General features: G+C 60.3%; 28 protein-coding genes. 1 reads left to right on the top strand and 27 read right to left on the bottom strand.

The window, feature by feature from the left end; translation table 11 throughout:
* Positions 1-7: 7 nt before the first annotated feature.
* On the bottom strand, positions 8-2,431 hold the full coding sequence (locus GOW60_RS07910) for an FAD-dependent oxidoreductase (RefSeq protein ID WP_171228856.1): 2,424 nt from the start codon (positions 2,429-2,431) through the stop codon (positions 8-10).
* Between the two features lie 150 nt (positions 2,432-2,581).
* Between GOW60_RS07910 and GOW60_RS07905 the strand changes: the two genes are divergently transcribed.
* Positions 2,582-3,364, top strand: a complete 783-nt coding sequence (locus tag GOW60_RS07905; RefSeq protein WP_171228855.1) for a DeoR/GlpR family DNA-binding transcription regulator — start codon at positions 2,582-2,584, stop codon at positions 3,362-3,364.
* Positions 3,365-3,433: 69 nt separating this feature from the next.
* Here GOW60_RS07905 and GOW60_RS07900 read toward each other — a convergent pair whose 3' ends face one another.
* The 26 genes from GOW60_RS07900 to GOW60_RS07775 form a co-directional block, all read right to left on the bottom strand.
* The gene (locus GOW60_RS07900) at positions 3,434-3,691 is read right to left on the bottom strand and encodes a hypothetical protein (protein WP_152460390.1); all 258 of its coding nucleotides are present in this window, start codon (positions 3,689-3,691) and stop codon (positions 3,434-3,436) included.
* A gap of 13 nt (positions 3,692-3,704) precedes the next feature.
* Complete coding sequence (locus GOW60_RS07895) at positions 3,705-4,394, bottom strand: NapC/NirT family cytochrome c (protein ID WP_171228854.1); 690 nt, start codon at positions 4,392-4,394, stop codon at positions 3,705-3,707.
* A 29-nt stretch (positions 4,395-4,423) separates the two neighbouring features.
* Positions 4,424-4,861, bottom strand: coding sequence for a nitrate reductase cytochrome c-type subunit (locus GOW60_RS07890; protein WP_171228853.1), 438 nt, complete (start codon positions 4,859-4,861; stop codon positions 4,424-4,426).
* A gap of 12 nt (positions 4,862-4,873) precedes the next feature.
* Positions 4,874-5,791 (bottom strand): quinol dehydrogenase ferredoxin subunit NapH, encoded by a 918-nt coding sequence (napH, locus tag GOW60_RS07885; RefSeq protein ID WP_171228852.1) that lies wholly within the window; start codon positions 5,789-5,791, stop codon positions 4,874-4,876.
* The gene (napG, locus tag GOW60_RS07880; protein ID WP_171228851.1) at positions 5,788-6,606 is read right to left on the bottom strand and encodes a ferredoxin-type protein NapG; all 819 of its coding nucleotides are present in this window, start codon (positions 6,604-6,606) and stop codon (positions 5,788-5,790) included. The genes napH and napG overlap by 4 nt, the downstream gene beginning before the upstream one ends.
* A gap of 27 nt (positions 6,607-6,633) precedes the next feature.
* Positions 6,634-9,126 (bottom strand): nitrate reductase catalytic subunit NapA, encoded by a 2,493-nt coding sequence (napA, locus tag GOW60_RS07875; RefSeq protein ID WP_171228850.1) that lies wholly within the window; start codon positions 9,124-9,126, stop codon positions 6,634-6,636.
* Entirely contained in the window at positions 9,123-9,416 is a 294-nt protein-coding gene (locus GOW60_RS07870; protein ID WP_152460384.1) for a chaperone NapD, read from the bottom strand. The genes napA and GOW60_RS07870 overlap by 4 nt, the downstream gene beginning before the upstream one ends.
* Positions 9,413-9,919 (bottom strand): ferredoxin-type protein NapF, encoded by a 507-nt coding sequence (napF, locus tag GOW60_RS07865; RefSeq protein WP_254443854.1) that lies wholly within the window; start codon positions 9,917-9,919, stop codon positions 9,413-9,415. Before napF ends, GOW60_RS07870 begins: the two co-directional genes overlap by 4 nt.
* 139 nt (positions 9,920-10,058) lie before the next feature.
* Positions 10,059-10,955: an FAD:protein FMN transferase gene (locus tag GOW60_RS07860; RefSeq protein ID WP_171228848.1), complete on the bottom strand. Its 897-nt coding sequence runs from the start codon at positions 10,953-10,955 to the stop codon at positions 10,059-10,061.
* Positions 10,952-11,467: a nitrous oxide reductase accessory protein NosL gene (locus tag GOW60_RS07855; protein ID WP_171228847.1), complete on the bottom strand. Its 516-nt coding sequence runs from the start codon at positions 11,465-11,467 to the stop codon at positions 10,952-10,954. Before GOW60_RS07855 ends, GOW60_RS07860 begins: the two co-directional genes overlap by 4 nt.
* Entirely contained in the window at positions 11,464-12,285 is an 822-nt protein-coding gene (locus GOW60_RS07850; RefSeq protein ID WP_171228846.1) for an ABC transporter permease, read from the bottom strand. Before GOW60_RS07850 ends, GOW60_RS07855 begins: the two co-directional genes overlap by 4 nt.
* Positions 12,282-13,175: an ABC transporter ATP-binding protein gene (locus tag GOW60_RS07845; protein ID WP_171228845.1), complete on the bottom strand. Its 894-nt coding sequence runs from the start codon at positions 13,173-13,175 to the stop codon at positions 12,282-12,284. The genes GOW60_RS07850 and GOW60_RS07845 overlap by 4 nt, the downstream gene beginning before the upstream one ends.
* A complete protein-coding gene (locus GOW60_RS07840; protein ID WP_171169781.1) occupies positions 13,165-14,421 on the bottom strand; it encodes a nitrous oxide reductase family maturation protein NosD in 1,257 nt (418 codons plus the stop codon). The genes GOW60_RS07845 and GOW60_RS07840 overlap by 11 nt, the downstream gene beginning before the upstream one ends.
* Before the next feature lie 3 nt (positions 14,422-14,424).
* Positions 14,425-16,332, bottom strand: a complete 1,908-nt coding sequence (nosZ, locus tag GOW60_RS07835) for a TAT-dependent nitrous-oxide reductase (protein ID WP_152460377.1) — start codon at positions 16,330-16,332, stop codon at positions 14,425-14,427.
* Between the two features lie 14 nt (positions 16,333-16,346).
* The gene (locus GOW60_RS07830) at positions 16,347-18,470 is read right to left on the bottom strand and encodes a NosR/NirI family protein (RefSeq protein WP_217355514.1); all 2,124 of its coding nucleotides are present in this window, start codon (positions 18,468-18,470) and stop codon (positions 16,347-16,349) included.
* Positions 18,471-18,514: 44 nt separating this feature from the next.
* Positions 18,515-18,979, bottom strand: coding sequence for a DUF2946 family protein (locus GOW60_RS07825; protein ID WP_217355497.1), 465 nt, complete (start codon positions 18,977-18,979; stop codon positions 18,515-18,517).
* Between the two features lie 89 nt (positions 18,980-19,068).
* Positions 19,069-19,332: a hypothetical protein gene (locus tag GOW60_RS07820; RefSeq protein ID WP_171169778.1), complete on the bottom strand. Its 264-nt coding sequence runs from the start codon at positions 19,330-19,332 to the stop codon at positions 19,069-19,071.
* Positions 19,289-20,842: a nitrite reductase gene (locus tag GOW60_RS07815; protein WP_171228843.1), complete on the bottom strand. Its 1,554-nt coding sequence runs from the start codon at positions 20,840-20,842 to the stop codon at positions 19,289-19,291. The genes GOW60_RS07820 and GOW60_RS07815 overlap by 44 nt, the downstream gene beginning before the upstream one ends.
* Positions 20,817-22,031, bottom strand: coding sequence for a heme d1 biosynthesis radical SAM protein NirJ (nirJ, locus tag GOW60_RS07810; RefSeq protein WP_171228842.1), 1,215 nt, complete (start codon positions 22,029-22,031; stop codon positions 20,817-20,819). Before nirJ ends, GOW60_RS07815 begins: the two co-directional genes overlap by 26 nt.
* 3 nt (positions 22,032-22,034) lie before the next feature.
* Positions 22,035-22,517 carry an AsnC family transcriptional regulator gene (locus GOW60_RS07805; protein WP_171228841.1) on the bottom strand — a complete coding sequence of 161 codons (483 nt, stop codon included), beginning with the start codon at positions 22,515-22,517 and terminating at the stop codon, positions 22,035-22,037.
* Positions 22,514-22,963, bottom strand: coding sequence for an Lrp/AsnC family transcriptional regulator (locus tag GOW60_RS07800; protein WP_171228840.1), 450 nt, complete (start codon positions 22,961-22,963; stop codon positions 22,514-22,516). Before GOW60_RS07800 ends, GOW60_RS07805 begins: the two co-directional genes overlap by 4 nt.
* Entirely contained in the window at positions 22,960-23,949 is a 990-nt protein-coding gene (locus GOW60_RS07795; protein WP_171228839.1) for an AsnC family transcriptional regulator, read from the bottom strand. The genes GOW60_RS07800 and GOW60_RS07795 overlap by 4 nt, the downstream gene beginning before the upstream one ends.
* Positions 23,950-23,952: 3 nt before the next feature.
* Positions 23,953-25,098 carry a cytochrome D1 domain-containing protein gene (locus tag GOW60_RS07790; protein ID WP_171228838.1) on the bottom strand — a complete coding sequence of 382 codons (1,146 nt, stop codon included), beginning with the start codon at positions 25,096-25,098 and terminating at the stop codon, positions 23,953-23,955.
* A complete protein-coding gene (locus GOW60_RS07785) occupies positions 25,095-25,478 on the bottom strand; it encodes a cytochrome c (protein WP_171228837.1) in 384 nt (127 codons plus the stop codon). The genes GOW60_RS07790 and GOW60_RS07785 overlap by 4 nt, the downstream gene beginning before the upstream one ends.
* Positions 25,471-26,232 (bottom strand): uroporphyrinogen-III C-methyltransferase, encoded by a 762-nt coding sequence (cobA, locus tag GOW60_RS07780; protein ID WP_171228836.1) that lies wholly within the window; start codon positions 26,230-26,232, stop codon positions 25,471-25,473. Before cobA ends, GOW60_RS07785 begins: the two co-directional genes overlap by 8 nt.
* A gap of 198 nt (positions 26,233-26,430) precedes the next feature.
* Positions 26,431-26,832 carry a plastocyanin/azurin family copper-binding protein gene (locus tag GOW60_RS07775; protein ID WP_171228835.1) on the bottom strand — a complete coding sequence of 134 codons (402 nt, stop codon included), beginning with the start codon at positions 26,830-26,832 and terminating at the stop codon, positions 26,431-26,433.
* Between the last annotated feature and the right edge of the window lie 41 nt (positions 26,833-26,873).

Below are 26,873 nucleotides of genomic sequence, written 5' to 3'. Positions count from 1 at the left end.
CTCTCCCTCAGGCTTTCAAACGGCTGTTTGCCGGGTCGAAAAGCGGCCCGTCCACACGCTGGATGGGGTGACGCTCTCCGAACACCTCCACTTCGAATTCTGACCCACCAGCCAATCCCGCAGGCAGATAACCGTAGAGGATGGTCTTGCCGACGGTAAACCCATAGCCACCACTGCACGCCAGCGAGACTGTTTTTCCGGAATGCAGTATGGTCTCTCCTCCGCTGATCGGCAGCCGCTCATCGGTGATGAACGTACAGAGCTGCCGGTCAGTACCGGTCGCTTTCTGCGCCTCCAGCACCGGTCGCCCGATGAAGCCCTGTTTGGATTTCAGATGGACCCGCGCGCCAAGGCCCGCTTCGATTGGCGAATAGTCGGGGGTGATGTCGGCGCTCCAGTAGAGATACCCTTTTTCCAGCCGCAAGGACTCGATGGTGCGGTAGCCGATGTCGCGGATGCCATGGCTTTGACCGGCCTGCCAAAGCAGGTCATAGACATGCAGGGCGAACTCGGTCGGGATATGCAGCTCCCATCCCAGCTCTCCGACGTAACCGATGCGGATCGCGCGGACCTTTGCCGTTCCCAAGGTGATCTCTCGGGCCGTTGCAAAGGGAAATGCAAGGTTCGAGACGTCTTCTTCCGCGACGGTCTGCATCACATCCCGCGCCTTGGGGCCGCAAATGTTGATGACGGCGCGTGCCGACGTCATTTCGATCAGCTGCGCGCGCCCGTCGCGGGGCAGGTGACGTCGGATCCAATCCGAGTCATGCACGCCGAATCCGGACCCGGTGACGATGTAAAAATGGTCCCGCCCCAATCGGGTGACGGTGATATCGGCTTCAACCCCGCCGCGATCATTGCACAATTGGGTGTAGATCACCGTGCCATCCGGCTTGTCCATATTTGAAACGGCAAGGTTTTGAAGGGCCTCCAGTGCGCCGGGGCCGATCAGTTCGAACTTTGAGAAACTGGTTTGATCGATCAGAACGACCCCGTCGCGCGCGGCCTTGTGTTCCTGTTCGGCATAGGTTTTCCAACCCGGTGACAGGAAATCCAACTGATCCACCGGCTCGACACCGGGCGGGGCGAACCAGAGCGGCCGCTCCCAGCCATTTTTTGACCCGAACACCGCGCCATGTTGTTTCAGCCTCTCATGCAGGGGCGACAGGCGCAGGTTTCTGGCCGTTTCCGCCTCCTGCCCCGGATATCGCATCTTGTAGTGATGCGCGTAATGCTCGACCGCGCGAGGATACATGAAGGCGCGCGTGGCGTGATGCGGACTGAACCGGCGCACGTCCAGAGGCCACAGATCAAGGCTCGGGCGGCCTTCGACAATCCACTCGGCGATCATCTCTCCTGCGCCACCACCTGCCGCGATGCCGTACAGAAATCCGGTCGCCAGCATCAAGTTTCGCAGTTCAGGCGCCCATCCCATGACAAAATCGCCATCTGCGGAATATGGGATTGGGCCGTTGATCACCTGCCGGATTCCAACCGTGTTGACGACCGGCGTAACCTGGCCTGCCAGTTCGGCAAGGGGGGCAAACCGCTCCAGGTTGTCGGGCAAAAGCTGCCGGACAAACGCGCCCGGAATACCCCTGTCGCCGAATGGCAGCGTGTTGTCCTCATACCCGCCGATCACAAGCCTCCCGCCTGCATCCGGTTTGTAATACACCAGCCGCTCGGGATCCCGCAGGGTTGGCAGGCGTTTTATAAGATCGGGGTCGGGCAGGGATTCTGTTACGATGTATTGATGCTCGACAGCGCAGGCCGGGACAACGACCCCGAGTTTCGCGGCCAGTTCGCGACTCCACATTCCTGCGGCCAGAACGACGGTGTCCGCTTCATAATCCCCTTCAGATGTCATCACTTTGGTGATGCGATCGTTATGGATTTCAAAATCGGTGACCTCTACGGATTGGCGGATCCGGGCACCGTGCATCCGGGCGCCGGATGCGATTGCCTGACACAAGCCTGCGGGATCGACATGACCGTCCGACGGGATAAAAGCCGCGCCCTCCAACCCTTTCGCGTCGACATAGGGGAAAAGCGCCTTGGCTTCGGCGGCCGAGATTATTTCCATCTCCAGATCAAAGCTGCGGGCCATTGTCGCCAGGCGCTTTGCTTCCAGAAGCCGCTCTTTGCTTGCCGCCAGGCGCAGGCTTCCGACTTTCTTCCAGTCGAATTCCATCCCGGTTTCTTCGGCCAGACGATCATACAGCGCCACGGACCGTTTCAGCATCCGCGTCGTGTTGCGCGATGACCGCAACTGCCCGACAAGGCCCGCCGCATGCCAGGTGGCCCCCTCGGTCAGGGACGCCCTTTCCAGAAGAACAACATCCGTCTCACCGGACCGTGCGAGGTGATACGCGATGGAGCATCCGATGATGCCCCCGCCAATGATGAGATGTCTGACCGAATGCGTTGTCATGCGTCCACCCATTTCAAATGACATGTCGTCATCAAAAGTCGCAAAGCAACAAAAAGCAACAAAAATGTTTGAAATGTGTTGAATTAAGTCGCTTGAACAGCGTCAACCTTGCAAGTAACCTGATGAAATCAACAAATATCGCGGCGCTTCATGTCGAAATACGAGCAAGACATTCTCAGCACGGTAAACCTGCATGGGCGAATTTCGGTCATTGAGCTGGCGCGCATTCTCAAAGTGTCGGACCAGACTGTAAGGCGAATCGTGAAGCCGATGGTCGCCAACGGCAGCCTGTCCAAGGTGCATGGTGCATTGGTCAGCACTCAAAATGTGCTGGATCCTCCGTTTCTGGCCCGCATGGCGCAGAACCGCGCCGCCAAAGTCGCGATTGCCGACGCCGTTGCGGCGCGGATACCGGACGGTTCGGCCATTGCCATCGACACGGGTTCGACCTCGGGCTTCATTGCTCAGGCACTTCGCGCGCGCAAAAACCTCACAGTGGTGACAAACTCGGCCTTCATCGCCGCCACGTTGTCGATGGAAGAGGGCAACAGGGTCTTCATGGCGGGGACGCAGTTGCGCAACCACGACGGTGCTGCTTTCGACCGGGCCGCCTATGACGTCATTGCAGGGTTCTCGGCTCGGACGGCCATATTGTCGGCGTCACTGGTGCATCCCAGCAAGGGCTTCATGGTCTATGATCAATGCGAAGCTGATATGGCCCGGGCGATGTCTGATATTGCTGACCAGACCTTCATGGCGGTTGATTCCACAAAATTCAACGAGGCCCAGACCGGCCCGGCGTTGCGCCTGCCCAGATTGACCGAAAAGGACGTGCTCATCACCGATCGCACATTGCCCGCATCCTTTCAGTCCTTACCCGGAAATGCGGAATTGGTGATCGCCGGCGTGAAATCACATGAAGACAGTCATTGACTTGGTGACGACACTGCCCGGCCCGACGTAACAAGCCGGTTCCACCGAAACGGTGAAACCGGCTGTGTTTCAGGCTGTTGCGCCCTTGATGCGAATGGCAGTGCCGAGGCTTCCTGCACAGACGCCGACCACAATAGCGATGATCAGTTCCAGTGGCTCTACATGCGCAAACCGGAAGCCTGCGAAAACCAGCGTCTCGAATACACCGACTGCGCCGCCCAATGCCGCGCCCAGCCACAGCTTGCGGGTCATCATGCCCAACGCCAGACCGAGTATGCCGGGCAAGCTCAGGACGTTGCCACCGATGGTTCCAAGTAACTCTAACATCTCTGCCCCCACATCAATTCGAGCTGTTGTTCAGGAAATCGCGGATGTCGTCACCCGCGGCAGCGTGCTCCTGCACAACTTCATCTTCCAATGCAGCAGTCACCTTTTCGTATGTTTCCAAATAGTTGGGTGGCAGGCTGTGGGCGATGCCCTGGTGGCAATCGATACAGGTCATACCATTGTCGATGGCGCGTTGGTGTTCAGACGCGGCGCGGGTTTCCTGAATGGTGAAGTCCATGTAGTCAAAGTTGTGACAGTTGCGGCACTCGCGGCTGTCAGACGCTTTCATTTTCTTCCAGACGGCCGAGGCCATCGCCAAGCGGTGATCCTCGTATTTCTCGGGTGTGCTGATGGTACCCACCAGTTCATGATAGACGTCTTTCACGGCCATGATCTTGGCTTTGATCTTGTGGTTCCATTCATCCGGAACGTGGCAGTCTGAGCAGATCGCACGCACGCCGGAGTGGTTGTTGTAGTGGATCGTCTCGCGATACTCACCCAGGTTCGTTTCCATCGTGTGACACGAGACGCAGAACTCTTCGGTGTTGGTCAGTTCCAGCGTCCAGTGAAACCCACCCCAGAACAGGATACCGGCCAGAAAACCGGCGAGGATCAAAAAGCCCGAGCTGAACATCACTGCCGGTGTCCAGATCGCGTTCCAGAGGCGACCAAGCAAGCCGCGTTTTTCAGGGGAGTCTGCCATGTCGGTGCTCCTTTCAGTCTTGCGTTGGATCAGTTGCCGGCGGAGGGCTGGAACACGTTGTCGACCAGCGGCGGTGCGTCCGCCTGCGGAACGTGGCATTGGTTGCAGAAGTACCGGGTTCCGGCAATCTGATCCAGCTCGTTGCCATCGCGATCCAGATAGTGGGTCATCGACAGGGTCGGTGCGTTGCGCTCGCCTGCTTTGGTCCAGTCATGGCAGGACAGACATTGGTTGGTCCGAATGTCGATCTGATATTGTTCGATCGAATGCGGAATCAGCGGTGGCTGCTGGCGATAATTACGTTGCATCCGTCCTTCGACATTTTTGTGAATCTGATCCAAAGGGATCGGCTCGTCTACGTCCGCGCCCCGCAGGGTTTCGACTTGAGCGGACTGGGCAAAGGCCCATCCGCTCAGCAAAACTACGGGTAGGAGGGCAATTCCGCCTGTAACGATTGATCTTTTCATCTTGGCACTCCCCTAGATAGGTCTGGCAGCGCGCGGCTCAGGCGCGGCAACTGGATCGGAAGGTTGAACGACATGGTCGTCGAACCGGTGAGTAAAGTTGAAGACATCGACTGCGCAGACATCGATGCAGCGTCCGCAGTTTGTGCAGTCGGGTGACAGGATCAGGGGCGAGCTTCCCGGCTTGCCTTTCAGCGCGGGTGAGATCACCTGATTTTCAGGACAGACCGCATAACAATCCATACAGTCATCACAGGCCGTGCGATTGGCTGCACTGACACGCAGCAGGCTTTTCGACCCGATCAGCCCGTAGAACGCGCCCACGGGGCACAGATGGCCGCACCAGCCATGGCGTGAGACGAAAACGTCAAACACGAAGATGGCCGCAATCATGGCCCAGACAAAGCCCATGCCGAATACCAGCCCGCGATGCAGCATGGTGATCGGGTTGACCAGCTCCCACGAGATCACACCACTCAGGCCCGAGACCAGCAGCACGGTTGCCAGAATCCACAGCCGGGTGCCGCGCTTGGGTTGCCAGCCTTTCGGCAGGTCCAGTTTGCGGTGCACCCAGTTGGCCGCGTCTGTCACCGGGTTTATGGGGCAGACCCACGAACAATAGACACGGCCACCAATCAGGGCATAGACCATCAGAACGATCAGCCCACCGATCAGCGCGGTCATTTCGGGCCAATGACCTGCAACCAAGCTTTGCAACAGGATGAACGGATCAGTCAAAGGCAACACGCCCAGCGTCAGTGACCCCGCCAAGGTGCCCTCGACAATCCAGATGCCGAACCACGGGCCCAGCAGAAACAGAACCAGAAAGAACAGCTGGCTTGCGCGGCGCACCAGCAAAAAGCGATGCGCCCCGATCCAGCCTTTGCCTTCAACGGCCTCCTGACCGACGGGCATGTGCGTGCGCGTACTCATTGCCCCACCCCCGGCAGATCATATTCAGGGGCAAAACCGCCGGGCGCGGCAAGATTGTCGGTTCCCAGTCCGGGCAAACGATCCGGCAGATCGATGATCCCCTCGACCACCGGCGCGCCTTTGGCGGCCTTTTCCTCCCAACCTTTGCGGTAATGCTCGGCCGAACTGCCGCGCGCCAGCCGTGCCGGCAGAACCTTGATCGCGGCCTCGGGCAGAACACAGCTTTTCTCGCACATGCCGCAGCCGGTACAGCGTTCGGCATGAACGGTTGGAATGAACAAGGCATGATGACCCGATCGGGTATTGTGCGCCGTCTCCAAAGTGATCGCCTCGTCAATGACGGGGCAGACGCGATAGCAGACGTCGCAGCGCAGACCGAGGAAGTTCAGGCAGTTTTCCTGATCGACCAGAACGGCAACACCCATCTCGGCATCGTCGATATTCTCCAGTCCGGGGTCCAGCGCCCCTGTTGGACATGCGGCGACACACGGAATGTCGTCGCACATTTCGCAGGGAACATCCCGGGCGGTGAAGAATGGCGTTCCCGTCGCCACCGCATCCGAGCCGAGCTCGGCCAGTTTCAGGGTATCGTACGGGCAGTCCCGCACGCATAAACCGCAACGGATGCAGGCCGACAGGAACTCCTTCTCGGGCAATGCGCCGGGCGGGCGCAAGGCATCGGCGGGCAGGGCGCGGGCGTCGCGGGCCAGATAGGCCAGCAACGATCCGGCGACCACGCAGCCGCCCGCCGCCCGCGCCGAGTCCTGAAGGAACCGGCGCCGCTGCGGCGAAAGGGGTTTATCGACAAGAGACATGGGAACGACCCGTTTGATCCTTGCTGGTTACGCGCGCTCGACCTTGCAGGCGCATTTCTTGAAGTCGGTCTCTTTCGACAGCGGGCAAGTTGCGTCCAGCGTCAGCTTGTTGGTTAGCTGGTGCTCATCGAACCACGGCATAAAGACCAGACCGCGCGGCACCTTGTTCCGACCCCGTGTTTCGACACGGCTGGTAACCTCGCCGCGGCGGGTCGACAGAACAATCTCCTGACCCCGGCGCAAACCCCGATCCTTTGCGTCCTGCGGATGCATGTAGACCACGGCAGCGGGATAGGCGCGGTGCAGTTCCGGCACCCGGCGCGTCATCGACCCTGAATGCCAGTGTTCCAGCACGCGACCGGTGCACAGCCAAAGATCGAATTCCGCATCCGGCTCCTCTGCTGCGGGCTCGTATGGCGCAAAGATGATTTTGGCCTTGCCATCCTTGTGGCCATAGAATTCTACGCCGGCACCCTCGGACACGTAGGGGTCATAGCCTTCGCGGAAACGATAGAGCGTTTCCTTGCCATCCACGACCGGCCAGCGCAGACCGCGGGCCTGGTGGTAGGTTTCGAATGGTGCCAGATCATGCGCATGGCCGCGCCCGAAGTTGGCGTACTCTTCGAACAGACCTTTCTGCACGTAAAAGCCGAAATGTTCGGATTCGTCGTTGTCGAAGCCTTCGGCGGTTTCCGACAGAGGGAACTTGTCGACGCTGCCATTGGCAAACAGAACCTCGTACATGGTCTTGCCGCGATGCTCGGGCATCTTGGCCAGCAACTCTTCGCCCCAGACCTCTTCGACGGTGAAGCGTTTCGAGAATTCCATCACCTGCCACAGGTCCGATTTGGCCTCGCCCGGGGCCTTTACCTGCTGCCGCCAGAACTGGGTGCGGCGTTCGGCGTTGCCATAGGCGCCTTCCTTCTCGACCCACATGGCGGTGGGCAGGATCAGGTCGGCGGAAACCGCAGTGACCGTCGGGTAGGGGTCAGAAACAGTGATGAAGTTTTCCGGGTTGCGATAGCCGGGATAGCCTTCCTCGTTGATGTTCGGCGCAGCTTGCATGTTGTTGGTGCACTGAACCCAATAAGCGTTCAGGTCGCCATCCTTCAGCTTGCGGTGTTGCAGCACGGCGTGGAAACCGGGCTTGTCAGGAATGGTGCCGGCGGGCACGTTCCATGCGGTTTCGCAGATCTCGCGGTGCTTGTCGTTCATCACCACCATGTCGGCGGGCAGGCGGTGCGCAAAGGTGCCTACCTCGCGCGCCGTACCGCAGGCCGACGGCTGACCGGTCAGCGAGAAGGGCGAGTTGCCGGGTTCCGAAATCTTGCCCACCAGCAGGTGCACGTTGTACATCAGCGAGTTCACCCAGGACCCGCGGGTATGCTGGTTGAAGCCCATGGTCCACAGGCTCATCACCTTGCGGTTGGGGTCGGCATATTGCTTTGCCAGACGCTCCAGCTTGTCAGCCGGAACACCGGACAGTTCCGAGGTGTATTCCAGCGTGTATTTCGAAACGGCTTCGGCATATTCCTCGAAGCTGATCGGCTCCAACTTGCCCGAGTTCGGGTTTTCAGCCTCTTGTTGCAGGGGGTTGTTGTCCCGCAGGCCGTAACCGATATCGGTGGCGGTTTTGGTGATGTTGACGTGGTTCTTGACGAACTCTTCGTTCACCGCGCCATTCTGGATGATGTAGTTCGCGATATAGTTCAGGATTGCCAGATCGGTTTGCGGCGCAAAGACCATGCCGTTGTCGGCCAGCTCGAACGAGCGGTGCTCGAAAGTCGACAGCACATGCACTTCGCAACCCGGCTTCGTCAGGCGGGTGTCGGTCAGGCGCGACCACAGGATCGGGTGCATCTCGGCCATGTTCGATCCCCACAGCACGAAGGTATCGGCGTGCTCAAGGTCGTCATAGCACCCCATCGGTTCGTCAATGCCGAAAGTGCGCATGAAACCAACCACGGCCGAGGCCATGCAGTGACGCGCATTGGGATCAATGTTGTTCGACCGGAACCCGGCCTTCATCATCTTGGCGGCGGCATAGCCTTCCCAGACCGTCCACTGCCCCGAACCGAACATCCCCACGCTGGTCGGGCCTTTCTTGGCCAGCGCCTCTTTCCATTTGGCGGCCATCACATCAAAGGCTTCATCCCAGCTGACCGGTTCGAACTCGCCATTTTTGTCGTATTCGCCGTTGGTCTTGCGCAAAAGCGGTGTGGTCAGGCGGTCTTTGCCGTACATGATCTTGGACAGGAAATAGCCCTTGATACAGTTCAGGCCCCGGTTCACCGGTGCGTCGGGGTCACCTTGCGTGGCCACCACGCGGCCGTCCTTGGTGCCCACCAGAACCGAACAGCCCGTACCGCAGAACCGGCAGGCAGCCTTGTCCCAGCGAATATCGGGCGCGCCGACCTGAGCGTTGGCCTGGCCTGCGGCCATGGGAATGCCCGCAGCCGAGGCAGTGGCTGCCGCTGCGGACGCTTTCAGAAATGTACGACGGGATTCAGAGATGGTCATTGCATGGGCCTCCTGCTGGACGGTTGGCTTGGAGCATCAGGACGCGGAGCCGTCTCCGCGAGATCTTCGAAATGGTGATAAGTCAGTGACAGTGAGATCACTCCGGGGATCTGGTGCAGATCCATGATGGTGTCCGAGGCCAGCCTGTCGGCCGTATCCTCGACAACAACTACGAAACGGCCGTCCTCGGCTTCGGCATGAAGCTCGACGCCCTGGGTTTCGGCCATCGCCGCGCGTGCGGCATCGGTGTAATCGGGGGCGATGTGGACCAGACAGCCACAGATGTTCATTGGGTCACCTCCGGGTGTTGTGGGGCGGGGCGGTGCATCACGATCGCCCCGGCGGGGCAGGCGGCGGAACAACTACCGCAGCCGATGCAGGTTTCTGTTTCAAGCGCCGGTTCCGCGCGTCCGCCCAGTTGCAGGCGAAAGCGGATGGCATCCTGTTCGCAATTGTCCTGACACAGGCGGCAGCTTACGCCGTTCGTCGACAGGCAGCTTGTGTCATCGATTCGTGCGCGCCATGGCCATTCGGCAACACGTTCCGACAGCAACGCCGGGGTCGGACAAATGTCAGCGCAGTCACCACACAGGGTGCAACCGCCTGCGGACAGGTCAAGAACGGGGAAACCGGCATCGTCGAATGTGATGATGTCTTCAGGACACGCCGCGGCGCAGTCTTCGCAACGCGTGCATAGATCGCTGAAGCCAGTTGCAACCGCACCCGGCGGACGGATCGCATCTGGGTCCTCCCGCAGGACACGCGCGCTTAGAAAAGCGCGTCTGCTGGTCATCTGGCTCATAGCTGGCGACTCGAAATTGGATTGATAGGTTCGCGTCCTTACTTCCTAGCTGCCTTAAGCAGCGCACGAATTGACCTATATCATACTTTTTAGGATTTTTTTTGTTCGGTCCGAGATTTGTAATTCTTCATTAAACGTTCAATTCGATACGGGCGTCGGGGAAGAAGTCCAGGATCTCTTTGGCTCTGCCGGCGGATGCCGCGCAAAGTGCAGTGGACAACCCATCCGCAATTGCCGCTTTCGGGGCAGAAACCGAAACGGTCCTGTCGCGGCTTGAAGGCCCATCCAAGGTAATGATGTGTCCAACTCCCTGGCTGATCTGAGTCGCCAGCGTCGAAGATGTCGCCACTGCCCGATCGCTCAATTCAATCCGCTTCAGAACCGTTTGGTCCGGCGCCGCCAATCCAACTTTCCAGGGCGCACCGTCACCACGCGCACCCAGGGCGGCAACCTCTCCCATATTGACCAGAACATCACGCAGGCCATGAGCACGCAGCAGGTTGGCGATCCGATCGGTGATCGCGCCCTGTGCTATACCGTTCAACGTCAGTGCGGATTTTCCGGGCACCGGCAAACGAATGGCCGAGGCGTCGAAAACTACTTTTTCCCAGCCTATTGCCGGCTGAACTTCAACCAGATCGCCCGGGCGCGCGCCCGCAGCCAATGCCGCCCACACGGGTTGAATGCTCGGATCAAATGCGCCACCCGATGCCTGATGCAGCGCTGTGCTGAGGCTTAGCACGTCCAACAATTCAGGAGCGGGCGCCGTCAGCAAACCATCGCGGTTCAACCGGCTGAGCTGCGATTGCGGACGATACAGGCTGAAGATGTCTTCCAGCCGGGCGATCTCGGTCTCCATGGCGGCCATGATGGGTGCGGCTTCGGCGTCCGTCAGGCCCACCAGGCGCAAGCTGGCGGCAGCACCCAGCGCGGTTCCGTGCCAGCGCGCGTCCGAGGCCGCAAGCGGTGTGGCCGCAGCACAGGCGGCTGAGATGATCAGAAATCGGCGGCGCGACAAAGCGGTCATACGGGGGTCTCCAACGACAGTTCAAGATCGACAGGGCCAAGCACTTCGGTATCCGGGATGTCCGGCAGGCTCAGTGCCGTTCCGCCGTAAATCTCAATGAATGCCTGGGCATCGGCAGGATCGGCAAAAGGCACCACTTCGCGCGCACCCATGCCACCTGCCACATTGGCGCCGACGACAAAGGTCGCGCCATCCGCGGCGATCCAGTTCGAGATACCCGGCTGCCGCCAGCTTGGCGCAATGCCCATGTCACTGACATAGACGGCTGTGATGTCGGCATCACGTTCAGGGCTTTTGAGGTATGCCACCATGTCGCGCACCTGCGCAAAGAACAGCGGTGCGGGATATCCTTCCAGATGGATCTGCCCCTTGGGGCCGCCATGTTCGGCGATGTTCATCTGGCAGAAATAGCTCAGCGCGTCCGGGGTCAGATCCACCGGATCGGGGGCCTCGGCCAGGTCTTCCTTGCAGGCCGCCAACGCGATCAAGGCGATCAGGACGAGGGGTTTCATGGCTCGACCCTCCGGAATGCCAGCCGCGCCAGGGCAAAGCCGATCACCGGCCAGATCAGCAGCGATGCAGGCGCGGCCCAGACGGGCAAGGCCTGTGCCGCCCCGGTCATGCCGGACGCCATTGCAACGCCTTCCGTCGCGGCGATGTTCCACAGACGGAATGCGTCGGCCGGGTTGGCCACCATCACCCATGGAAAGACGGATTGGGTAAAGGTGCCGCCCTTGTCCATGACGACAGCCCCCAACAGGCCCAGATCATAGAGGACAACAAAAACCAGCCAGAGCCCGGCCGACAGACCTGCCGCCGCCGTGGCCCCCTTAGCCAGGGCAGACAGCAGGTATCCCAGCGCCAGAAACACGGCGCCCAGAAGGATGGATGTGAGGATGAGACGGACCAACGCCATCAGGCTTTCCGGCCCGGCACCACCAAAGAAGGCCGCCACCGCGCCGGCGGTACCGAAACCGACCGTCATGGCAAAGGCCAGCGCGGCCAGATGTGCAGTGAACTTGCCCAACAGGATTTCTCCGCGCCCCGCAGGGTAGGACAACAGCAGCGACAGGCTGCCCCGGTCCACGTCTCCGGCGATGGCGTCGAACGAGATCATCAGCGCCAAAAGGGGCGCGAGGTAGACCGACAGCGTGGTCATCGACGCAACCGAAACGGTCAGCATGTCAACGCCCAGCGTTCCGGTTGGCGCACTGCCCGCAAAGGTCAGCGCCAGTGCGAACAGCACCATGATCAGCGTCGCCACCAGCAGCCAGCGATTGCGGCGAAGGATCAGCATTTCGGTACGGGTAATGGCGAAGAAGCGGGTCATGGCCTCTCCTCCTGTGCATAATAGCGATAGAGGTCTTCCAGCTTGGGCGGGGTCATTTCCACATCCGCCACGGCATCGCCCAATCCGGCGATCCGGCGCAGGGCTTCCATCTTGTCGGCGGGGGAACACAGCAGCTCGACCGAAGCGCCGTTGATCCGGTTGCCGCCAAGTTCGGCGGCCAGCACGTCGGCGTTGGCGCTTGCACGTACTTTCAGACGGATCGGCAGGCCTGCAAGGGCCGACAGGTTGTTGAGCGTGTCATCCGCGACCATCCGGCCCTTGCGCATGATGGCGATGCGGTCGGTGCGGGCCTCGACCTCGGTCAAGGCATGGCTGGCGATCAGCACGGCGGTGCCCTGCGCGGCCAGCTCGTCGATGATGGCATAGAGATCCTGGCGCGAGATCGGGTCCAACCCACTGGTGGGTTCATCCAGCAAAGCCACTTTCGGCTGACCCAGCAGAACCTGTGCCAGGCCCAGACGTTGCCGCATGCCTTTGGAATAGGTGCCGATCCGGCGGTCCAGGGCATCGCTCAGACCTACGCGCTCCAGCAGACCGGCCACATCCGCCCTGGTGCCGGACAGTTTCGCAAACAGGGTCAGTTGCTCGCGCCCGGTCAGGGCCGGGTGGAAGGATACCGCCTCGGGCAGATAGGCCGTTTCCCGCCGCGCCTGGGCGCTGCCGGGGGTGGCGTCTCCGATCCGGATGGCTCCGCCTTGGATCGGCGTCAGGCCAAGGATGGATTTGATCAGGGTCGACTTGCCAGCGCCGTTATGGCCCAGCAGCGCAACGCGCTGACCCGGGGCAAGTGACAGGGTGATATCATCAAGAACGCAGGTCTTGCCCCGGTCCTTGCTGACATGGTCAATAATCAGGGCCTTATCCGTCATGAGGCACCTTTTCCATAGCTGGGGGTTCAAGGGGTTGCATCAATGGATTGCTGTCCATCACGCCACCGGGCAACAGTGCCGGAAAGGCGGATTGCGACCAGCGCACCAGCTGCACGGCAGGAGAGCCGAGCAGCAGCTTGGCTGCGGGTTGGGTCCACAGCACATGGTCCATCGAGTCATTGGGGCGATAGGGGGCATCGGCGATGCCGTTGCCATCCACATCATAGGCGGCAAAATCGGACCAGTAGTTGCCGCGCCCGTCTTCGGACCACTCGACCCATTTGGTCGAGACGTATTTCACCTGTGTCCGGTTCCCGATGAAGGAATTGCCAACGATGCGGTTGCGTTCGCTGCCGGCGGTGAAGTGGATGCCGATGCCGCATCCCTGGAACCAGTTGTCGGTGAATTCGTTCTTGTTGGAGTTATAAAGGAAGGTGCACTTTTCCTTGGCACCGATCACCACGTTACCGGTGATCTGACTCTTGTTGGCATAGTTCAGCATCACGCCATGTTCACGGTCACCGATCGAGACGTTGTCTGCGACCTTCACATTGGTCGTGAACATCACCGCATAGCCCAGATCGTTGCCGATCGAGACATTGTCGCTGACCACCGAATTATCGGCATACATGTAATGCACGGCAAAGCGCAGATCGCGGAACAGGTTGCCGGTAAAGGTATTCTTCTTGGACGAGTTCACAAAGATTCCGTCGCGCCCATAGCGGATATCATTGTCCTCAACCCGCGCACCGGGTGCATTCCAGACATAAACGCCATTGCCACGGTCATTCATCCGCTGGTCCTGACGTCCTTCGATCCGGTTGCCACGCACGATGCTGTCCTTGGCACCATGAATGTCGATGCCGTAAAGATTGCCCAGCAGCACATTGTCTTCGACCACCGGCGCGCGGGCCGTCTTGGTCAGCTGGATGCCACTGTCGATCCCGTCATGGCTTGAACCCGAGCCGATCACTGTCAGGCCGCGCACGGTCACGCCCGGGCCGGTTACGGTGATGACGCTGCCGGTGCCTTGCCCGTCAATGGTGGCCTGTCCCAACCCGTCGATGGTGACGGGCCGGTCCAGAACCAGATGTTCGGCATAAACACCGGGGCTCAGGCGGAGGGTGTCTCCGTCCGCCGCCTGAGCCAGTATTTCATTGATGGCCCCCGCCCGGTTGGGCACATCCCAATCCGCCGCCCAAAGGGGCGAGCCGAGCAGGAGCGGTATGAGCAGGGGCCAGCGCATGGGTCAGGCTCCTTGCGGTTCGACCAGCATCCGGCCGCGCATTTCCATGTGCAGCGCATGGCAGAACCATTGGCAATAGAACCAGTGCACGCCCGGACGGTCGGCGGTGAAGGTGACCGAGGCGGTTGCCATCGGTGCGACTTCCATCGCGATGCCGTAGTTGCCCAGGCAGAAGCCGTGGGTCACGTCGTCCACGTCATCGAGGTTGGTGATGTAAACCGTGACCTCGTCGCCCTGTTTGACGGTGAACTTCTCAAGGCTGAAAGTCGGCGCCTGCGAGGTCATGTAGACCCGCACCTTGTTGCCGTCCCGGATCGGTTCTTCCGCACCTTCTTCCAGGTCGATGCCATCGGCTTCGGCCTGTTTGCGGGCGTCTTCCCAGGTAACGTCGTTGCGATCCCAGACATTGACCGGGTTCACGATGTCGCTGCGAACGATGATCGAGTCGTGCGGCTCGGCAAAGGTCGGGCCGTCGTGCACCACTTTCATCTCATCCGACGAAATGTCGATCAGCTGTTCGTTCTCGGGTTTCAGCGGACCAACGTTCAGGAACCGGTCTTTCGAGAACTTGTTCATCGAAATCAGCCACTTGCCATCGGCTTCCTTGGTTTCACCCATGGAGGTGGAGTTGTGACCCGGCTGATAATGCACGTCGACCTTCGAGATGATCGGGTCCACGTCCTCGCCATTGTAGGCGCGGATGGCCTTGTCGATGTTCCACTTCACGATCTGGCTGTCCAGGAACAGCGTGGTGAAGGCGTTGCCCTGACCATCATAGGCGGTGTGAAGCGGGCCAAGACCCAACTGCGGTTCACCTACGATGCAGGACCGCGGGTCGGCGTCGCTTTCGAACAGGGCGTCCAGCTTGGTGACGTCCATGATCGAGACGGTCGGCGACAGCTTGCCGTTGATGCAGACGTGCTTGCCGTCTGGCGCGGTGTTGATGCCGTGCGGAGAGTTCGGGATCGGAATGTAACGGGTGTATTTCTTGTTCTGACCCTTGCGCCCGTCCAGAACCTTTACGCCTTTCAGCTCCTGATAATCGCCGGCTTCGATGCCTTTTTCGATCTCGGCGATGTTGAAGACGACGACGTGGTCCAGCTCGTTCTCGGTCATCTCGGCAAGGTTCATGCCCATTTCCGAGTTGTACGAGGTCGAGAAGGCGTATTTGCCCTGATAGTCGCAATCGGTGTTGTCGAGGTTGCCCGACACGATCACCTGCCACGCCACTTCCATGGTGTCGCCGTCCAGCGCGGTGAAGATGTTCACGTATTGCGACGGATCGTCCAGCACGCTGCCATCGTTGACCAGCGGTGTTTCATCTTCACCATTGGCAAAGACATAGCCGGTGCGCGGGAACTTCTGAGGACGCAGACCGTGGATCGCCTTGGCGTTCGGGATCTCGGTGATCTTGTCGCATTTCATCACGTCACAGCGCACACGCGCGACGCGGGTGTTGGCCTTGTCGTTCATGAACAGATAGCGGCCGTCATAGGTGCCGTCGGTGAACGACATGTGCGGGTGGTGAAGGTCGCCGTTGTCATAGGTCTTCATGCCACGCTTGGCGAGAAACTCCTTGGTTTCAGGCAGCAACCCTTCGGTCATGATCTTCAGTGACTCGTTGGTCTGACCCCAGCCCGTGGCCGAGCAGCGGTTGAACACCGGCACCCGCATCAGCTCGCGCATGGACGGAAAGCCCAGAATGCGCAGCTCGCCGGTCTGCCCCGAGGACCAGAAACCGTAATACTCGTCCAGTTCGCCCGGTTCGAGATTGGCATTGGCCGCGGCGCTCGCCTGTTTCGCGGTCATCAGGGTCGAGCCCAGACCGGTCCCGGCCAGCACGGCACCGGTTGCTGTTGCACCCAGCATCCCACGGCGTGTGACGGTTAGTTTGTTGTCATGTTCCGACATGTTCGTTCCTCCTTTTAGGAAACGGTTTGCGGTTTGGCGTTCGGATGGTTCGCCGGTGGTTGTCCGAGCGGGGTCTTCATCTGGACCGATCCTGTCTTGGCCCGCCGTTTCAGCTGGCGGATAACGACGGGACATTTGTCCTCGGACTGGTAGAGCACCTGACAATGCAGGCAGGTGACGCACTCGTTCGGATTGATCTCACCGGTGGGGTGGATCGCCTGAACGGGGCATTCATTGGCGCAGGTCTGACAGGGCGTGCCGCAATCCTTGTAGCGGCGCAGCCAGTCGAACATGCGAATACGGGCAGGGATCGCCAGTGCTCCGCCCAGCGGGCAGAGATAGCGGCAATAGAACCGTTCGATGAACAGCCCGATCCCCAGCAGGGCCAGCGCAAAGACCACGAAAGGCCAGTCGCGCATGAATTTCAGAATGATCGCCGTTTTGAACGGCTCGACCTCGGCATATTTCTCGGCCAACGGGATCGAGATGAAGCTGAGCCCGAAAAGAACTAGAAAGATCATGTATTTCGCGGGCCACAGGCGTTCGTTCAGACCCCAGGGCAGCGTCCATTGCGGCACTTTCAGGGCGCGCGCGATCTTGTTGGTCAATTCCTGCAACGCGCCGAACGGGCACAGCCATCCGCAATAGGCCCCGCGACCCCAGAACAACAGCGCGGCGGCGACGGCGAACCATTGGATGAACACCAGCGGGTCCAGCAGGAACGCATCCCACGAGAATCCTGTGCGCAGGCTGCCCGCCAGTGCCATCAGGTTCACCACGCTCAACTGCGCGTTGGCGTACCAGCCGATGAAGAACAGGGTCATTGTCAGGTAGCCGATGCGGAACCAGTAGAAGACCCGCGCATTCATCGTCGCGTGGAACTGGAAGAAGAACGTCGCGGTCAGGACCAGCAGCATGAAGCCAAGAATGGCGATTTCGACGGTGCGGTCCTTCCAGATGCGCTGCCACAGGGCAGCCTTGGCGGCGGCTTCGCCGGTCGCATCCTCGACAATCTTTGGGGCTGCAACCGGCAGCAGGTAACGGTCGGGCAGTTTGTAGCCCAGATCGAATGTCAGAAAGGTTTTCTCAACAGCTCCCACGGCACGCTGTACCAGCAGTTGCAGGCGGAAGGGCTCGGTCGGGTCGAACTCGGCATCGGCGGGGATCTTGAAGATGTCCAGCTCCGTGAAACTGGGCGCATCCGGGGCTGCAACCTTGCCAAGGCGTACTTGCTGTTTGTCGAAGAACCGGACCGAATTGTCGCCCTGGATCAACTGGATCCGATCGAAAATCCCGCCGCGCACATAGCCTGACCCCTTGAAGCTGTAGGCACCGCGCCCCAGCACCAGAATGGCCTGTTCGCCCTCGTCCAACCAGTTCACGAGGTTCTGGTACTCGGCGTCGCCCAGCAGTGACTTGCCGATCGACGGAACCGAGACAAGCGCCATATGCATGTCGATGAAAGTGTCATCCGGTTCGCCCGGTTCGGGGCGCTTGATCGCGCGCTGGTCTCCGGTGGCCTCGAAGGCGGCATTGACCTGCCCGACATCCAGCGTCAGCCGCCGGATCGAGCCGTCACCCGAAAGGGTCGACCAATCATAGACCGCATTCTGCGCTATATCGACTTCGCGCTTTGGCCCGTCGGCCTGCAACGGCGACAGGCCGCCCAGACCCAATGCACGCGCCACCTTGATACCGCCTCGCACAAGGCTGTCGTCGATCACCATGATCGTGACCGTCGCGCCCGAGATGATGTCGAGGTCGTGCCCCTCACCCCCGGTTTCGGCTTCAACCTTCAGGTCAAGGCCCGCATAGCCTTCGGTCAATTCAACCATGCGGGAATTGGGGATGCCGATCAGCACGATGGGTTCCGAGTGCTTGACCAGTTGCACTCCGGTTAACACAGCATCGTTGTCGATGGCGGCAACGACGTGGATCGGTTTGCCGGAATAGCCCGTCGTGCCAACAAAATCCGAGGTCAGGAATGCCCAGGCAATGGTCTCGCCGCCCTTCAGGACAGGGGCGACCTTGACGTCATCGCGCACCGGGCCAAAGGCATCGGCGCCGGGAGCCAGATCGGCAGGGTCGATGTCGGGCAGGAAACTGGCCAGGCTGTCGGCATGGGCGCTGGTCGCCATCAGGCAGGACAGAGTGAAAGCCAGCAGGAAATGGATTGCGCGACTTACGACCACGGCGCACCTCCGATTGCTAGGGTGGACGCCATGGACGCGCGCAGGGCGCGTTCAGATTCTTCTTGGGTCGCGAACGGGGGCCCTCGGGTTTCGGGCCACAGTCGCCTTGAGTTGTACAAAATGCACAGATCCCCGATTGCAGCGGGTACTATCCGTACATTTTCGGACTGCATCAGCAGCGGCAGATCCGGCAGCGGGGCTGCCGTTGTCACCGCGCACAGCGCGCAATCGGCGCATTTCGGGCAAGGCGCGGTCGGGTCATCAGTGCCTTCCTCAAGGTCCACTTCAACCCAGACCGCCCCTGCCTCCGAGCAGATCTCGATCCACATGCTGTCCCCGGGACTCGCCAGCACCGGGCCAAGCATCTGCAAAAGCAACAGGAAAATACCCACCAAACCGCACACCGCGCGGGACACGCGATCAAACAGGCTATGCGGGGGGCGGACGGTAGGCATTGAGAATCCAGCTCGGCGTTCTTTTCAAAAACTTAGGGGATTCTTCCAGACGAAGACTTGACTTAGGTCAGGTGCCTGAAAATTTGCACCTACCCGTCGGCCTCGTCCATCAATCCGCGCAGCCACCGACCGGCCAGCCATGCCGCAGGAATGCCCAGCGGAATCGACCAGAGGATCGCCGGCACCGGTTCGATTGCGCCGAACCCGACGCTGTGCAGGATAAGCCCGAGCAAAAACAGGTTGATGGCAACGGTCAACGCCGTGGCCGGATACAGCAGAATGGCCAGTTTCCAAACCGGCCATTTCCCCTCAGTGGCTGGTTCCTTCCGAGAAGGTGATCTTGTTCCAGACATTGTATTTCCCCGAAGGTTTGCGCATCGGCAGGCGGCGGATTTCTTCCAGCGTCTGCGCGTCATAGACGATCACCGCGCCGTCATCTTCCCAGATCGAAACCAGCGCGTGGCTGCCATCTCTTGTGAACTCGACATGGGCCACGGTCTTGCCCGGCGCAGGGCGCAGTGTTTTCACGATTTCAAGGCTTTGCTTGTCGATGACGTGCATCGCGTCCTTGTTGGGGCCAAAGAAAACGTCCGCCCAGACATAAGGCGAATTCTCATGGCTGCGCATGAAGAACCCGGGCCCTTCGGTCTTGATCCGTTTGACGGTTTCCCAACTTTCCATGTCGATCACCGACACGGCGCCGTCTGTCAGGTGCGGCGTGGCCATCACGGTCGTATCGCCGTGTTTCCATGTGATCCCCGAGCCCAGATGCGGCATTCCGGGCAAATCCAGATCGGCCACCTTGTGCCCGATCACCAGATCAATCACTTGCCCGCCCTTGCCATCGCGGGACGCCCCCATGACAAATTCATAACTCTGGTCGAAAAAGAAATCGTCCAGATAGTCAGCCGTTGTGATCTTGCGCACAGGGAAAGGATCAGGGTTCTTGAACTGGCCTTCGATGCGGAAATCATGACCAAGCCCGGATTGCGGGGGATTGGCGCCGTAAAACACTTCCCAAATCTCGGGCACATCCTTCAGTGCCAAAACAAAGCTTTCCCGCGGAGGGGCCTGGTAGACCGCAGAGACGCGGCTGGGCAGGCCCTTCTTGCTTTTGACCTCGATGACCTTTGCGACGGAAAGGTCTTCGGTGGACAACACCGTCAGGCTGTTTGGCAGGTAATTCGCCACGGCCACCCATTTGCCATCGCCCGACATGGCGATGTTGCGGCTGTTCAGGCCGGCACGCACACGGCCCACCTGTTTCAGCGCCCAGATGTCGTACTTCTGGACCCAGCCATCGCGCGACATGATGAAGACATACCGCCCATCCGGGCTGAACTTGGGGCCGCCATGCACGGCGAAGGGGGTTTCGAACCGGTCCAGAACCTCGAACGTGTCACCGTCCAGAACGCTGACATGGTGATCTCCGGTTTCCACCACCAGCGTAATGTTCATCGGGTCGCTGTCCCAGACAGGCGCATCCACCGGTACATATTCCTCGTCCAGCGTCCGGCTGGCCAATATCTGGGCCTCGCCCCATTCGGGGTCGGATTCCAACGGCGATTTCAACCAACCCGCCAGCTCTTCGATTTGCAGGGCATCCAGCTCGTGCGAGAAGGCCGGCATTTGTGTCGCCGCGCGCCCTTCCGCGATTACCGCAGCAACCCGGGGACCCCGCATGCGTTTGAGCGTTTCAGGGATCAGCGCGGGGCCAACCCCGCCCAGACGGTTCTCGCCGTGGCATGAGGCGCAATGTTCGGCGTAATCCGAATGGGCATCTGCCCAGGCGGTGCCCGCCAGCAACACCGAGCACAACGTACCGAATGTGAGTGTCTTAAAAGAACTGATGCGCCGGATCATGGCTTTTCCCCCGAAACGGTGTGACCTGAAGGCGTTCCCCTGCATCATCCACACCGATTTCCTGGTTGGACAGGTAACAGGCCGGATCCTCGGCCCAGGGATCACCGGTCAATTGCAGGGCGCGGATGCGGGTATTGCCGCCGCACACGTCCTTGAGTTCGCAGGCTCCGCAGCGCCCCTTCAGCGGGCGTGGGCGGGTGCGGAGCATCGCAAGCATCGGATCATCGCTGGTCCAGAGTTCGGAAAACGATTTGGTCTTTACGTTGCCCACCGTGTAGTCGGACCAGTAAGTGTCCGGATGGACCCGGCCGAGATTGTCGATATTGGCAACACCCAAACCACTTGAGTTTCCACCCCACGCGGCCAGGTGCGCACGCACATGTGCAGCCTTGTCGGCGTCGAAATGCGTGCGAATCCAGTTCAGGAAATATCCGGCATCAGCGTCATTGTTCCCGGTCACGATATCCAGCGGACGACCGCCCGATGCGGCTTCCCAGGCGCGTTCCAGCAACAGATCCAGGCCTTTGCGCGTGCGCTGATGCGCGGCATCTTCGCCCCGGTTCTTGTCGCCGCGCCCCGCATAGACAAGATGCGACAGGTAGAACTTGTCGACACCTTCATCATCACAAAGGCTCAGCAAGTCAGGCAAGTGATGTTGCGTGCCTTCGGTCAGGCAGAACCGCAGGCCAACCTTGATGCCACGCTTTTTGCACTCTCGCACGCCGCGCAGGGCGTCCGCAAAAGCGCCCTCGACGCCGCGAAACCAGTCATTCGTCGCTCCGATCCCGTCCAGCGAGATGCCTACATAGTTGAAGCCCACATCCGCTATCATATCGGCTGTTTCGTCATAGATCCGGGTCCCGTTGGTCGACAAGGCCAGCATTGGCACCAGATCACGGGCGCGTTTTGCAATGTCGAAGAAATCGAACCGGTCCAGCGGTTCCCCACCCGAGAGGATCAGGGCCGGGACGCGAAACTGGCCCAGATCCTCAAGGGTTACCATGGCTTGCTCATGGCTGAGCTCACCCGGGAACGCGACATCCGCCGAGACGGTGTAGCAATGGCGGCACTTCAGGTTGCAGCGCCGCGTCAGATTCCAGATCACAACCGGCTTTACCGGGCCGGGGCGCCGTTTGCGCACCGGAGTCGGCTTGACCAGCTGATGCATGTATTCGGTCAGGCGGAACATGTTTCAGCCTTTCTGTTTCAGGCGCAGTCCGGTCTTTTTCAGGATGCGCGTGGAATAGAGGATATCGCTGCCGCGGCAGGCCGATCCCAGAATCGCGGCGATCTGGCCGCGTTTGTCTTCGACCTCGTCGCGCGAGCTGCCATGAACCATGGCGAACAGGTTGTAGGGCCAGTCGGGCAGGGCGCGGGGCCGCTCATAGCAATGGGTGACGAAAGGCAGTGCCCCGATATGAGCGCCCAGTTCGGTGATCAGGTCATCCTGCACGTCCCAGACGGTCATGCCGTTCGACGTCATGCCCAGCTTGTAATGGTTGGGGGCTGCCGCGATCCGTCGGATCACCCCACGCGCCTTCAGCGATGCCAGCCGGTCCAGCAGGGTGGCCTCGGTCAGGCCCAGATCGGCAGCGACCTGCGCATAGGGTGCGGCCACCAGCGGCAGTCCCCCTTGGAGCGACTCGATAATCTGTCTGTCTGTTGCGTCGATCATGCCGCCACCCGGAAGCCGATGAAAAATTCCTGAAGTTTGGGGAAACGGAGAACACTGACTCCCGTTTCCCGTTCGATGGCATCGGCGGTGGCCTCGATCCCCTCGGGTGTTTCGGTGGCCAGCACGAACCACATGTTCAGCCGATGCGTGCGTTCATAGTTATGTGCCACTTCGGGATGTGCATTGACTTTGGTCAGGACGGTTTCGAATTCTTCGTCTGGAACGGCCATTGCGCAAAGGCAGAAAGCCCCACCCATGGCCGCGGCGTCGAAAAATGGACCGAAGCGCGTAATGACGCGGTCATCTTTCATACGTCTCAGACGCGACAGCAATTCCGCCTCGGACAGGCCAAGCTCTGCGGCGACGGTTGCGTAAGGGTGCGAAGTAAGCGGCAGATCCTCTTGCATACGATTCAGGATCGCCCGATCCGTTTGGTCCAGCGTCATGCGGCGACCTCCTTTGCCTGAATCAGCGCGCCGGTCTGTTTGAAACAGCGGGTTGAGAACAGGACCTTGTTCCGTGCTCCGGCCAATTCGGGCAATGCAATTGCACCGGCCAGAACGTCCAAAGCCTCTTTGCGTGTGCGGGCGTGGATCATGGAATACAGGCGATATGGCCAGACATCGGGAACCGGATTCCGCTCATAGCACAAGGTCACCCCCGGGAAGGCGGCCAAAGCTGGCCCAGCGGTTTCAATCTGTTCTGCCGGCAGGTCCCAGACCACCATCGCATTGGCCGACCAGCCAAGCGCCCGGTGACGCACAATGACGCCGAGCCGCGAGATTATTCCGGCGGCATGCAGGGCTTCGACCCGCTCCATCACGTCTGTCACATCCCGTTTCAGCGAACGAGCCATCGCGGCATAGGGTTCTGAGACCAAAGACAGCCCGGAACTCAGAGACTGTAGCAGGCAACGATCGCCTTCGCGCATGACGGATGCATCGACCTTTCGCGCAGTGGGCACGTTTTTGGCCCCGCCAGTCATGCGAAATCCAAGATCCACGTTGAAAGGGCGTACCAGCCGCAGGTCCAGCACCTGCAATCCGGTGGATCGACTGATCCGCGCCAGGGTATCGTTGACATGCGCGCGGTCCGGCCCGGTCGCGACAAACCACAGGTTCCACGCGTCTTCGCGTTGATAATTGTGATTCACGCCGGGTTCGGCATCGATCAGGGCGGCGACCTCCTCCAACCGATCTTCCGGAGCCGCCACGGCAGCCAGGGTGCTGGCCGTCACCGCGCCGGGCGTGATGGTGGCGCCAACCCGTGTAATGCGGCCTGTGGCGCGCATCCTGGACAAGCGATGAATGACTTCGGCTTCGTCCAGCCCGAGTGCGTTACCCAACATCTGGAACGGTCTCTCGGTGATCGGGAAGTCGCGCTGAAATTCGTCCAGCAGGCGGCGGTCGATCGGGTCCGTGATATGTCGCATCGGTTACAGCCCCGTTCTGTGCGCACGGGCGGTGAAGAAGATGCCGGACGGGCTGTCCGCGTCGATCTCGCGCAGTTTTTCAAAACTGTGCGTGTCGTAGACCATGACCTTGTTGGCATCGCGCACGCTGATCCAGACTTCATGCCCGCGTGGCGTGAACTCCATGTGCAATACCGCCGGGCCGGGTTTGAATTCGTGGATGATCTGTTTGCTGACACTGTCGATCACCTGAATGGTGTCATTCAGCGGGTGGGCGAAATTCACCCAGACCTGCCGCCCATCGGGGCGGGCCATGGCAAAGACCGGTTGCCCGTGGGTTTTGGTCCGTCCCGTTTCGGTCAGAGTGTCGGCGTCGATCCACAGAACCTCGTGATGGCCGACAGCGGGCAAAACGAATTCGCGGCCCGTCAGCGCCCAGCCTTCCAGATGAGGCATCTTGTAGACCGGCATTTCTTCCTGCCCGCGCCCGTAATCGGGCAGAACCCGGATCGGTTCGGGTGTTTCGGCCCACAGATCCAGTGCGGTCAGGCCGTCCTCGCCAAACAGACCGGTGATATAGGTGCGGCCATTGGCAGTGATCAGCGCGTCATATGGGTTCTTGCCCATGTCCGGGATCTTGGTGATTTCTGGTGCGCCTTTTGCGAAATCGGCAATCCAGGTTTCCCCAGTGTCCCACATCGTGAAAACGAACCGCCGACCCGGCGCATCGACCAGGCCGATGGTTTTGCTGTCGGTCGGGATGTCAGCAACCATCTCAAGCGTGTCCGCATCGAATACGCGCACGCCACCGGGTTCGTAATTCGACACGGCCACAAGCTTGCCATCGTCCGAAATCGCCCCGCCGATGGCGTTGCCGGCCTGCACGACGCGGTTCACGATCTGGCGGGTCACGATGTCGATCTTGGTCAGCCCGCCGTCGCGGCCAAACACATAGGCATACCGTTCATCGGGCGAATAGACCAAAGACGCATGCGACAGATCACCCAATCCCTCGATCCGGGCCAGAGCTGCGCGGTCGGACTGATCCACGAGAAGCACCGAGCCCTTGGCGCGTTCGATGACCAAGCCAAGGTCGCCTGTCGCGGTCGGTTCAGCCTGCGCTGTGGTGATCATCAATGTGGCTGCAAGGCCAAGAATGAAATGTTTCATTGTGCCTCCTGTTCCAGCAGGTAACGGGCGATCCATTCGGCCTCTTCTTCACTGATCAGGGGCCGCCATGGGGGCATCGCGGTGTCGGGGATGCCGTCAAGGATGACGCTGGTCAAAACATCCGCGTCGTAGTGTTCAAGCGTCTCACTGCGCAGATCGGGACCAAGACCGCCCTTCAGGGACAGGCCGTGACAGGAACCGCAATCCTGATGCACGAGTCTTTTCAGGGTATCGGGATCGATGACATCCGCCGCGAAAGCAGAGGTCGCGGCCAGAACCGCAACGGTCAGACAGGTTCGCGCCGCCCACCCCGAGCGCCCCGGCGATCTGTCGGTGCATGTTGGGACAATCCCCTGATCTCGTCTTCCCAGCTTAGCCATGGGCCTGCTCCAGAAGCTCGGCCACAGGCCGTTCGGCATAAAGCGAAACCACCTTGCCAATGATAAACAGCGTCGGCGCCTTCAGGTCGGCTGCGCGCACATCCGTGGCCAGCTGGTCAAGCCGTGACACAAGACGACGCTCATCAGGTGTCGTGGCCTTGCCCACCGCCAGAACCGGTGTCGAGCCCGGCAGGTTCTCGGTCATCAACCCCATGGCGATCTGACCGATATTGGCGACGCCCATATAGACCACCAGTGTCGAGTCCGGATCGGCAAGACGTTTCCAGTCCAGATCCAGCACTTTGTCGGCCTGCCGATGCCCGGTGACATATTGAACCGAGGTCGCCAGCCCGCGATGGGTCAGCGGCACACCGGTCGAACAAGACGCCCCCTGGGCTGCCGTGATGCCCGGTGCGTATTCGACAGCGACACCGCGGGCCATCAGATAGGCAGCCTCTTCCGAGCCGCGGCCAAAGATCATGGGGTCGCCGCCTTTCAGCCGGGCGACCGTGTGACCTGCGCTGGCTTCTTCAAGCAGTATTTCGTTGATGCGGTCCTGCGGAACGGTGTGGCATTTGGGGGCCTTGCCGACAGGGATCAGCCTGGCGCCTTCCGCGTGCAAGTTCAGAATGTCGGCGGACACCAGCCGGTCATAAACCACGACATCCGCTTCTTGCAGCATCCGCAGTGCGCGCAGGGTCATCAGCTCGGGGTCGCCGGGGCCTGCGCCAATCAGAAAAACCTTACCGCTCATGTGCAAACTCGCTTGGTCTGAAAGTCTTCGAGACCCGGTATCCCATGCAGATCCGCTGCGTTTGCAAGACGTTGCTGGGTGAGCCGGGCGTGTCATGGGGGAAGATTGGCCCAATCGAAAACCAACCTCCTTGACATAAGTTAAGGAGCGCGGGATTTGCGCCCGCGCTCCTTCATCCTGCCTGTATTGTGCCCTGCTTCAGGGTTCGACGGTGATCATTCCGATCATGTTCTGTGTCTCCCAATGCGGGCCGCACAGATAGTCCTGTGGGCCGGGCGTGAGAAAGGTCAGTTCAACAGATTCCTCGGGGAACAGGCGATCACTTTCAGGTTGGCTGCCATCCTTCAACAGAACGGAATGGCTGGTGCGTTTGTCGACATTCACCCACCGGACTGTTGTGCCTGCCTTCACGGTCAATTCGGATGGGCAAAAATTGTATTTGTACATCAGCACCACTTCGGCGTCTTCGACGGCCGACGAAGGCTGACCGAACAACTCGACATAGCGCTCTTCGGCCTCGGCGCAGATTTCGGCGGTTTCGTCCGCCCATGCGGGCGCGGCCAGAAGCAGCAGCGCGGGAAGAAGGCGTTGGGGTTTCATGGTCCATGACTCCTTTCCAAGAGTGGCCGGGGCCGGTTGAC

The organism is Ruegeria sp. HKCCA4008, from assembly GCF_013033125.1.
In the GTDB taxonomy this organism is placed as follows: Bacteria; Pseudomonadota; Alphaproteobacteria; order Rhodobacterales; family Rhodobacteraceae; genus Ruegeria.
Note: the sequence above shows the minus strand (reverse complement) of the source record. Positions and strands in the feature narration are given on the sequence as shown.

Coding starts and splice junctions, on each gene's coding strand:
- GOW60_RS07830 (WP_217355514.1), bottom strand. CDS start 18,470: ATGGCGACCAGCGCCCATGCCGACAGCCTGGCCAGTTTCCTGCCCGAC.
- GOW60_RS07855 (WP_171228847.1), bottom strand. CDS start 11,467: ATGAAACCCCTCGTCCTGATCGCCTTGATCGCGTTGGCGGCCTGCAAG.
- GOW60_RS07825 (WP_217355497.1), bottom strand. CDS start 18,979: ATGCCTACCGTCCGCCCCCCGCATAGCCTGTTTGATCGCGTGTCCCGC.
- nosZ (WP_152460377.1), bottom strand. CDS start 16,332: ATGTCGGAACATGACAACAAACTAACCGTCACACGCCGTGGGATGCTG.
- GOW60_RS07795 (WP_171228839.1), bottom strand. CDS start 23,949: ATGCGACATATCACGGACCCGATCGACCGCCGCCTGCTGGACGAATTT.
- napH (WP_171228852.1), bottom strand. CDS start 5,791: ATGAGTACGCGCACGCACATGCCCGTCGGTCAGGAGGCCGTTGAAGGC.
- GOW60_RS07845 (WP_171228845.1), bottom strand. CDS start 13,175: ATGACGGATAAGGCCCTGATTATTGACCATGTCAGCAAGGACCGGGGC.
- GOW60_RS07910 (WP_171228856.1), bottom strand. CDS start 2,431: ATGACAACGCATTCGGTCAGACATCTCATCATTGGCGGGGGCATCATC.
- GOW60_RS07790 (WP_171228838.1), bottom strand. CDS start 25,098: ATGAAACATTTCATTCTTGGCCTTGCAGCCACATTGATGATCACCACA.
- cobA (WP_171228836.1), bottom strand. CDS start 26,232: ATGAGCGGTAAGGTTTTTCTGATTGGCGCAGGCCCCGGCGACCCCGAG.
- GOW60_RS07815 (WP_171228843.1), bottom strand. CDS start 20,842: ATGATCCGGCGCATCAGTTCTTTTAAGACACTCACATTCGGTACGTTG.
- GOW60_RS07900 (WP_152460390.1), bottom strand. CDS start 3,691: ATGTTAGAGTTACTTGGAACCATCGGTGGCAACGTCCTGAGCTTGCCC.
- GOW60_RS07840 (WP_171169781.1), bottom strand. CDS start 14,421: ATGCGCTGGCCCCTGCTCATACCGCTCCTGCTCGGCTCGCCCCTTTGG.
- GOW60_RS07820 (WP_171169778.1), bottom strand. CDS start 19,332: ATGTCTGGAACAAGATCACCTTCTCGGAAGGAACCAGCCACTGAGGGG.
- GOW60_RS07850 (WP_171228846.1), bottom strand. CDS start 12,285: ATGACCCGCTTCTTCGCCATTACCCGTACCGAAATGCTGATCCTTCGC.
- GOW60_RS07775 (WP_171228835.1), bottom strand. CDS start 26,832: ATGAAACCCCAACGCCTTCTTCCCGCGCTGCTGCTTCTGGCCGCGCCC.
- GOW60_RS07860 (WP_171228848.1), bottom strand. CDS start 10,955: ATGACCGCTTTGTCGCGCCGCCGATTTCTGATCATCTCAGCCGCCTGT.
- nirJ (WP_171228842.1), bottom strand. CDS start 22,031: ATGTTCCGCCTGACCGAATACATGCATCAGCTGGTCAAGCCGACTCCG.
- napA (WP_171228850.1), bottom strand. CDS start 9,126: ATGACCATCTCTGAATCCCGTCGTACATTTCTGAAAGCGTCCGCAGCG.
- GOW60_RS07805 (WP_171228841.1), bottom strand. CDS start 22,517: ATGATCGACGCAACAGACAGACAGATTATCGAGTCGCTCCAAGGGGGA.
- napF (WP_254443854.1), bottom strand. CDS start 9,919: ATGACCAGCAGACGCGCTTTTCTAAGCGCGCGTGTCCTGCGGGAGGAC.
- GOW60_RS07895 (WP_171228854.1), bottom strand. CDS start 4,394: ATGGCAGACTCCCCTGAAAAACGCGGCTTGCTTGGTCGCCTCTGGAAC.
- napG (WP_171228851.1), bottom strand. CDS start 6,606: ATGTCTCTTGTCGATAAACCCCTTTCGCCGCAGCGGCGCCGGTTCCTT.
- GOW60_RS07800 (WP_171228840.1), bottom strand. CDS start 22,963: ATGACGCTGGACCAAACGGATCGGGCGATCCTGAATCGTATGCAAGAG.
- GOW60_RS07870 (WP_152460384.1), bottom strand. CDS start 9,416: ATGAACATCTGTGGCTGTCTGGTCCACATCGCCCCCGATTACACCGAT.
- GOW60_RS07890 (WP_171228853.1), bottom strand. CDS start 4,861: ATGAAAAGATCAATCGTTACAGGCGGAATTGCCCTCCTACCCGTAGTT.
- GOW60_RS07785 (WP_171228837.1), bottom strand. CDS start 25,478: ATGGCTAAGCTGGGAAGACGAGATCAGGGGATTGTCCCAACATGCACC.
- GOW60_RS07905 (WP_171228855.1), top strand. CDS start 2,582: ATGTCGAAATACGAGCAAGACATTCTCAGCACGGTAAACCTGCATGGG.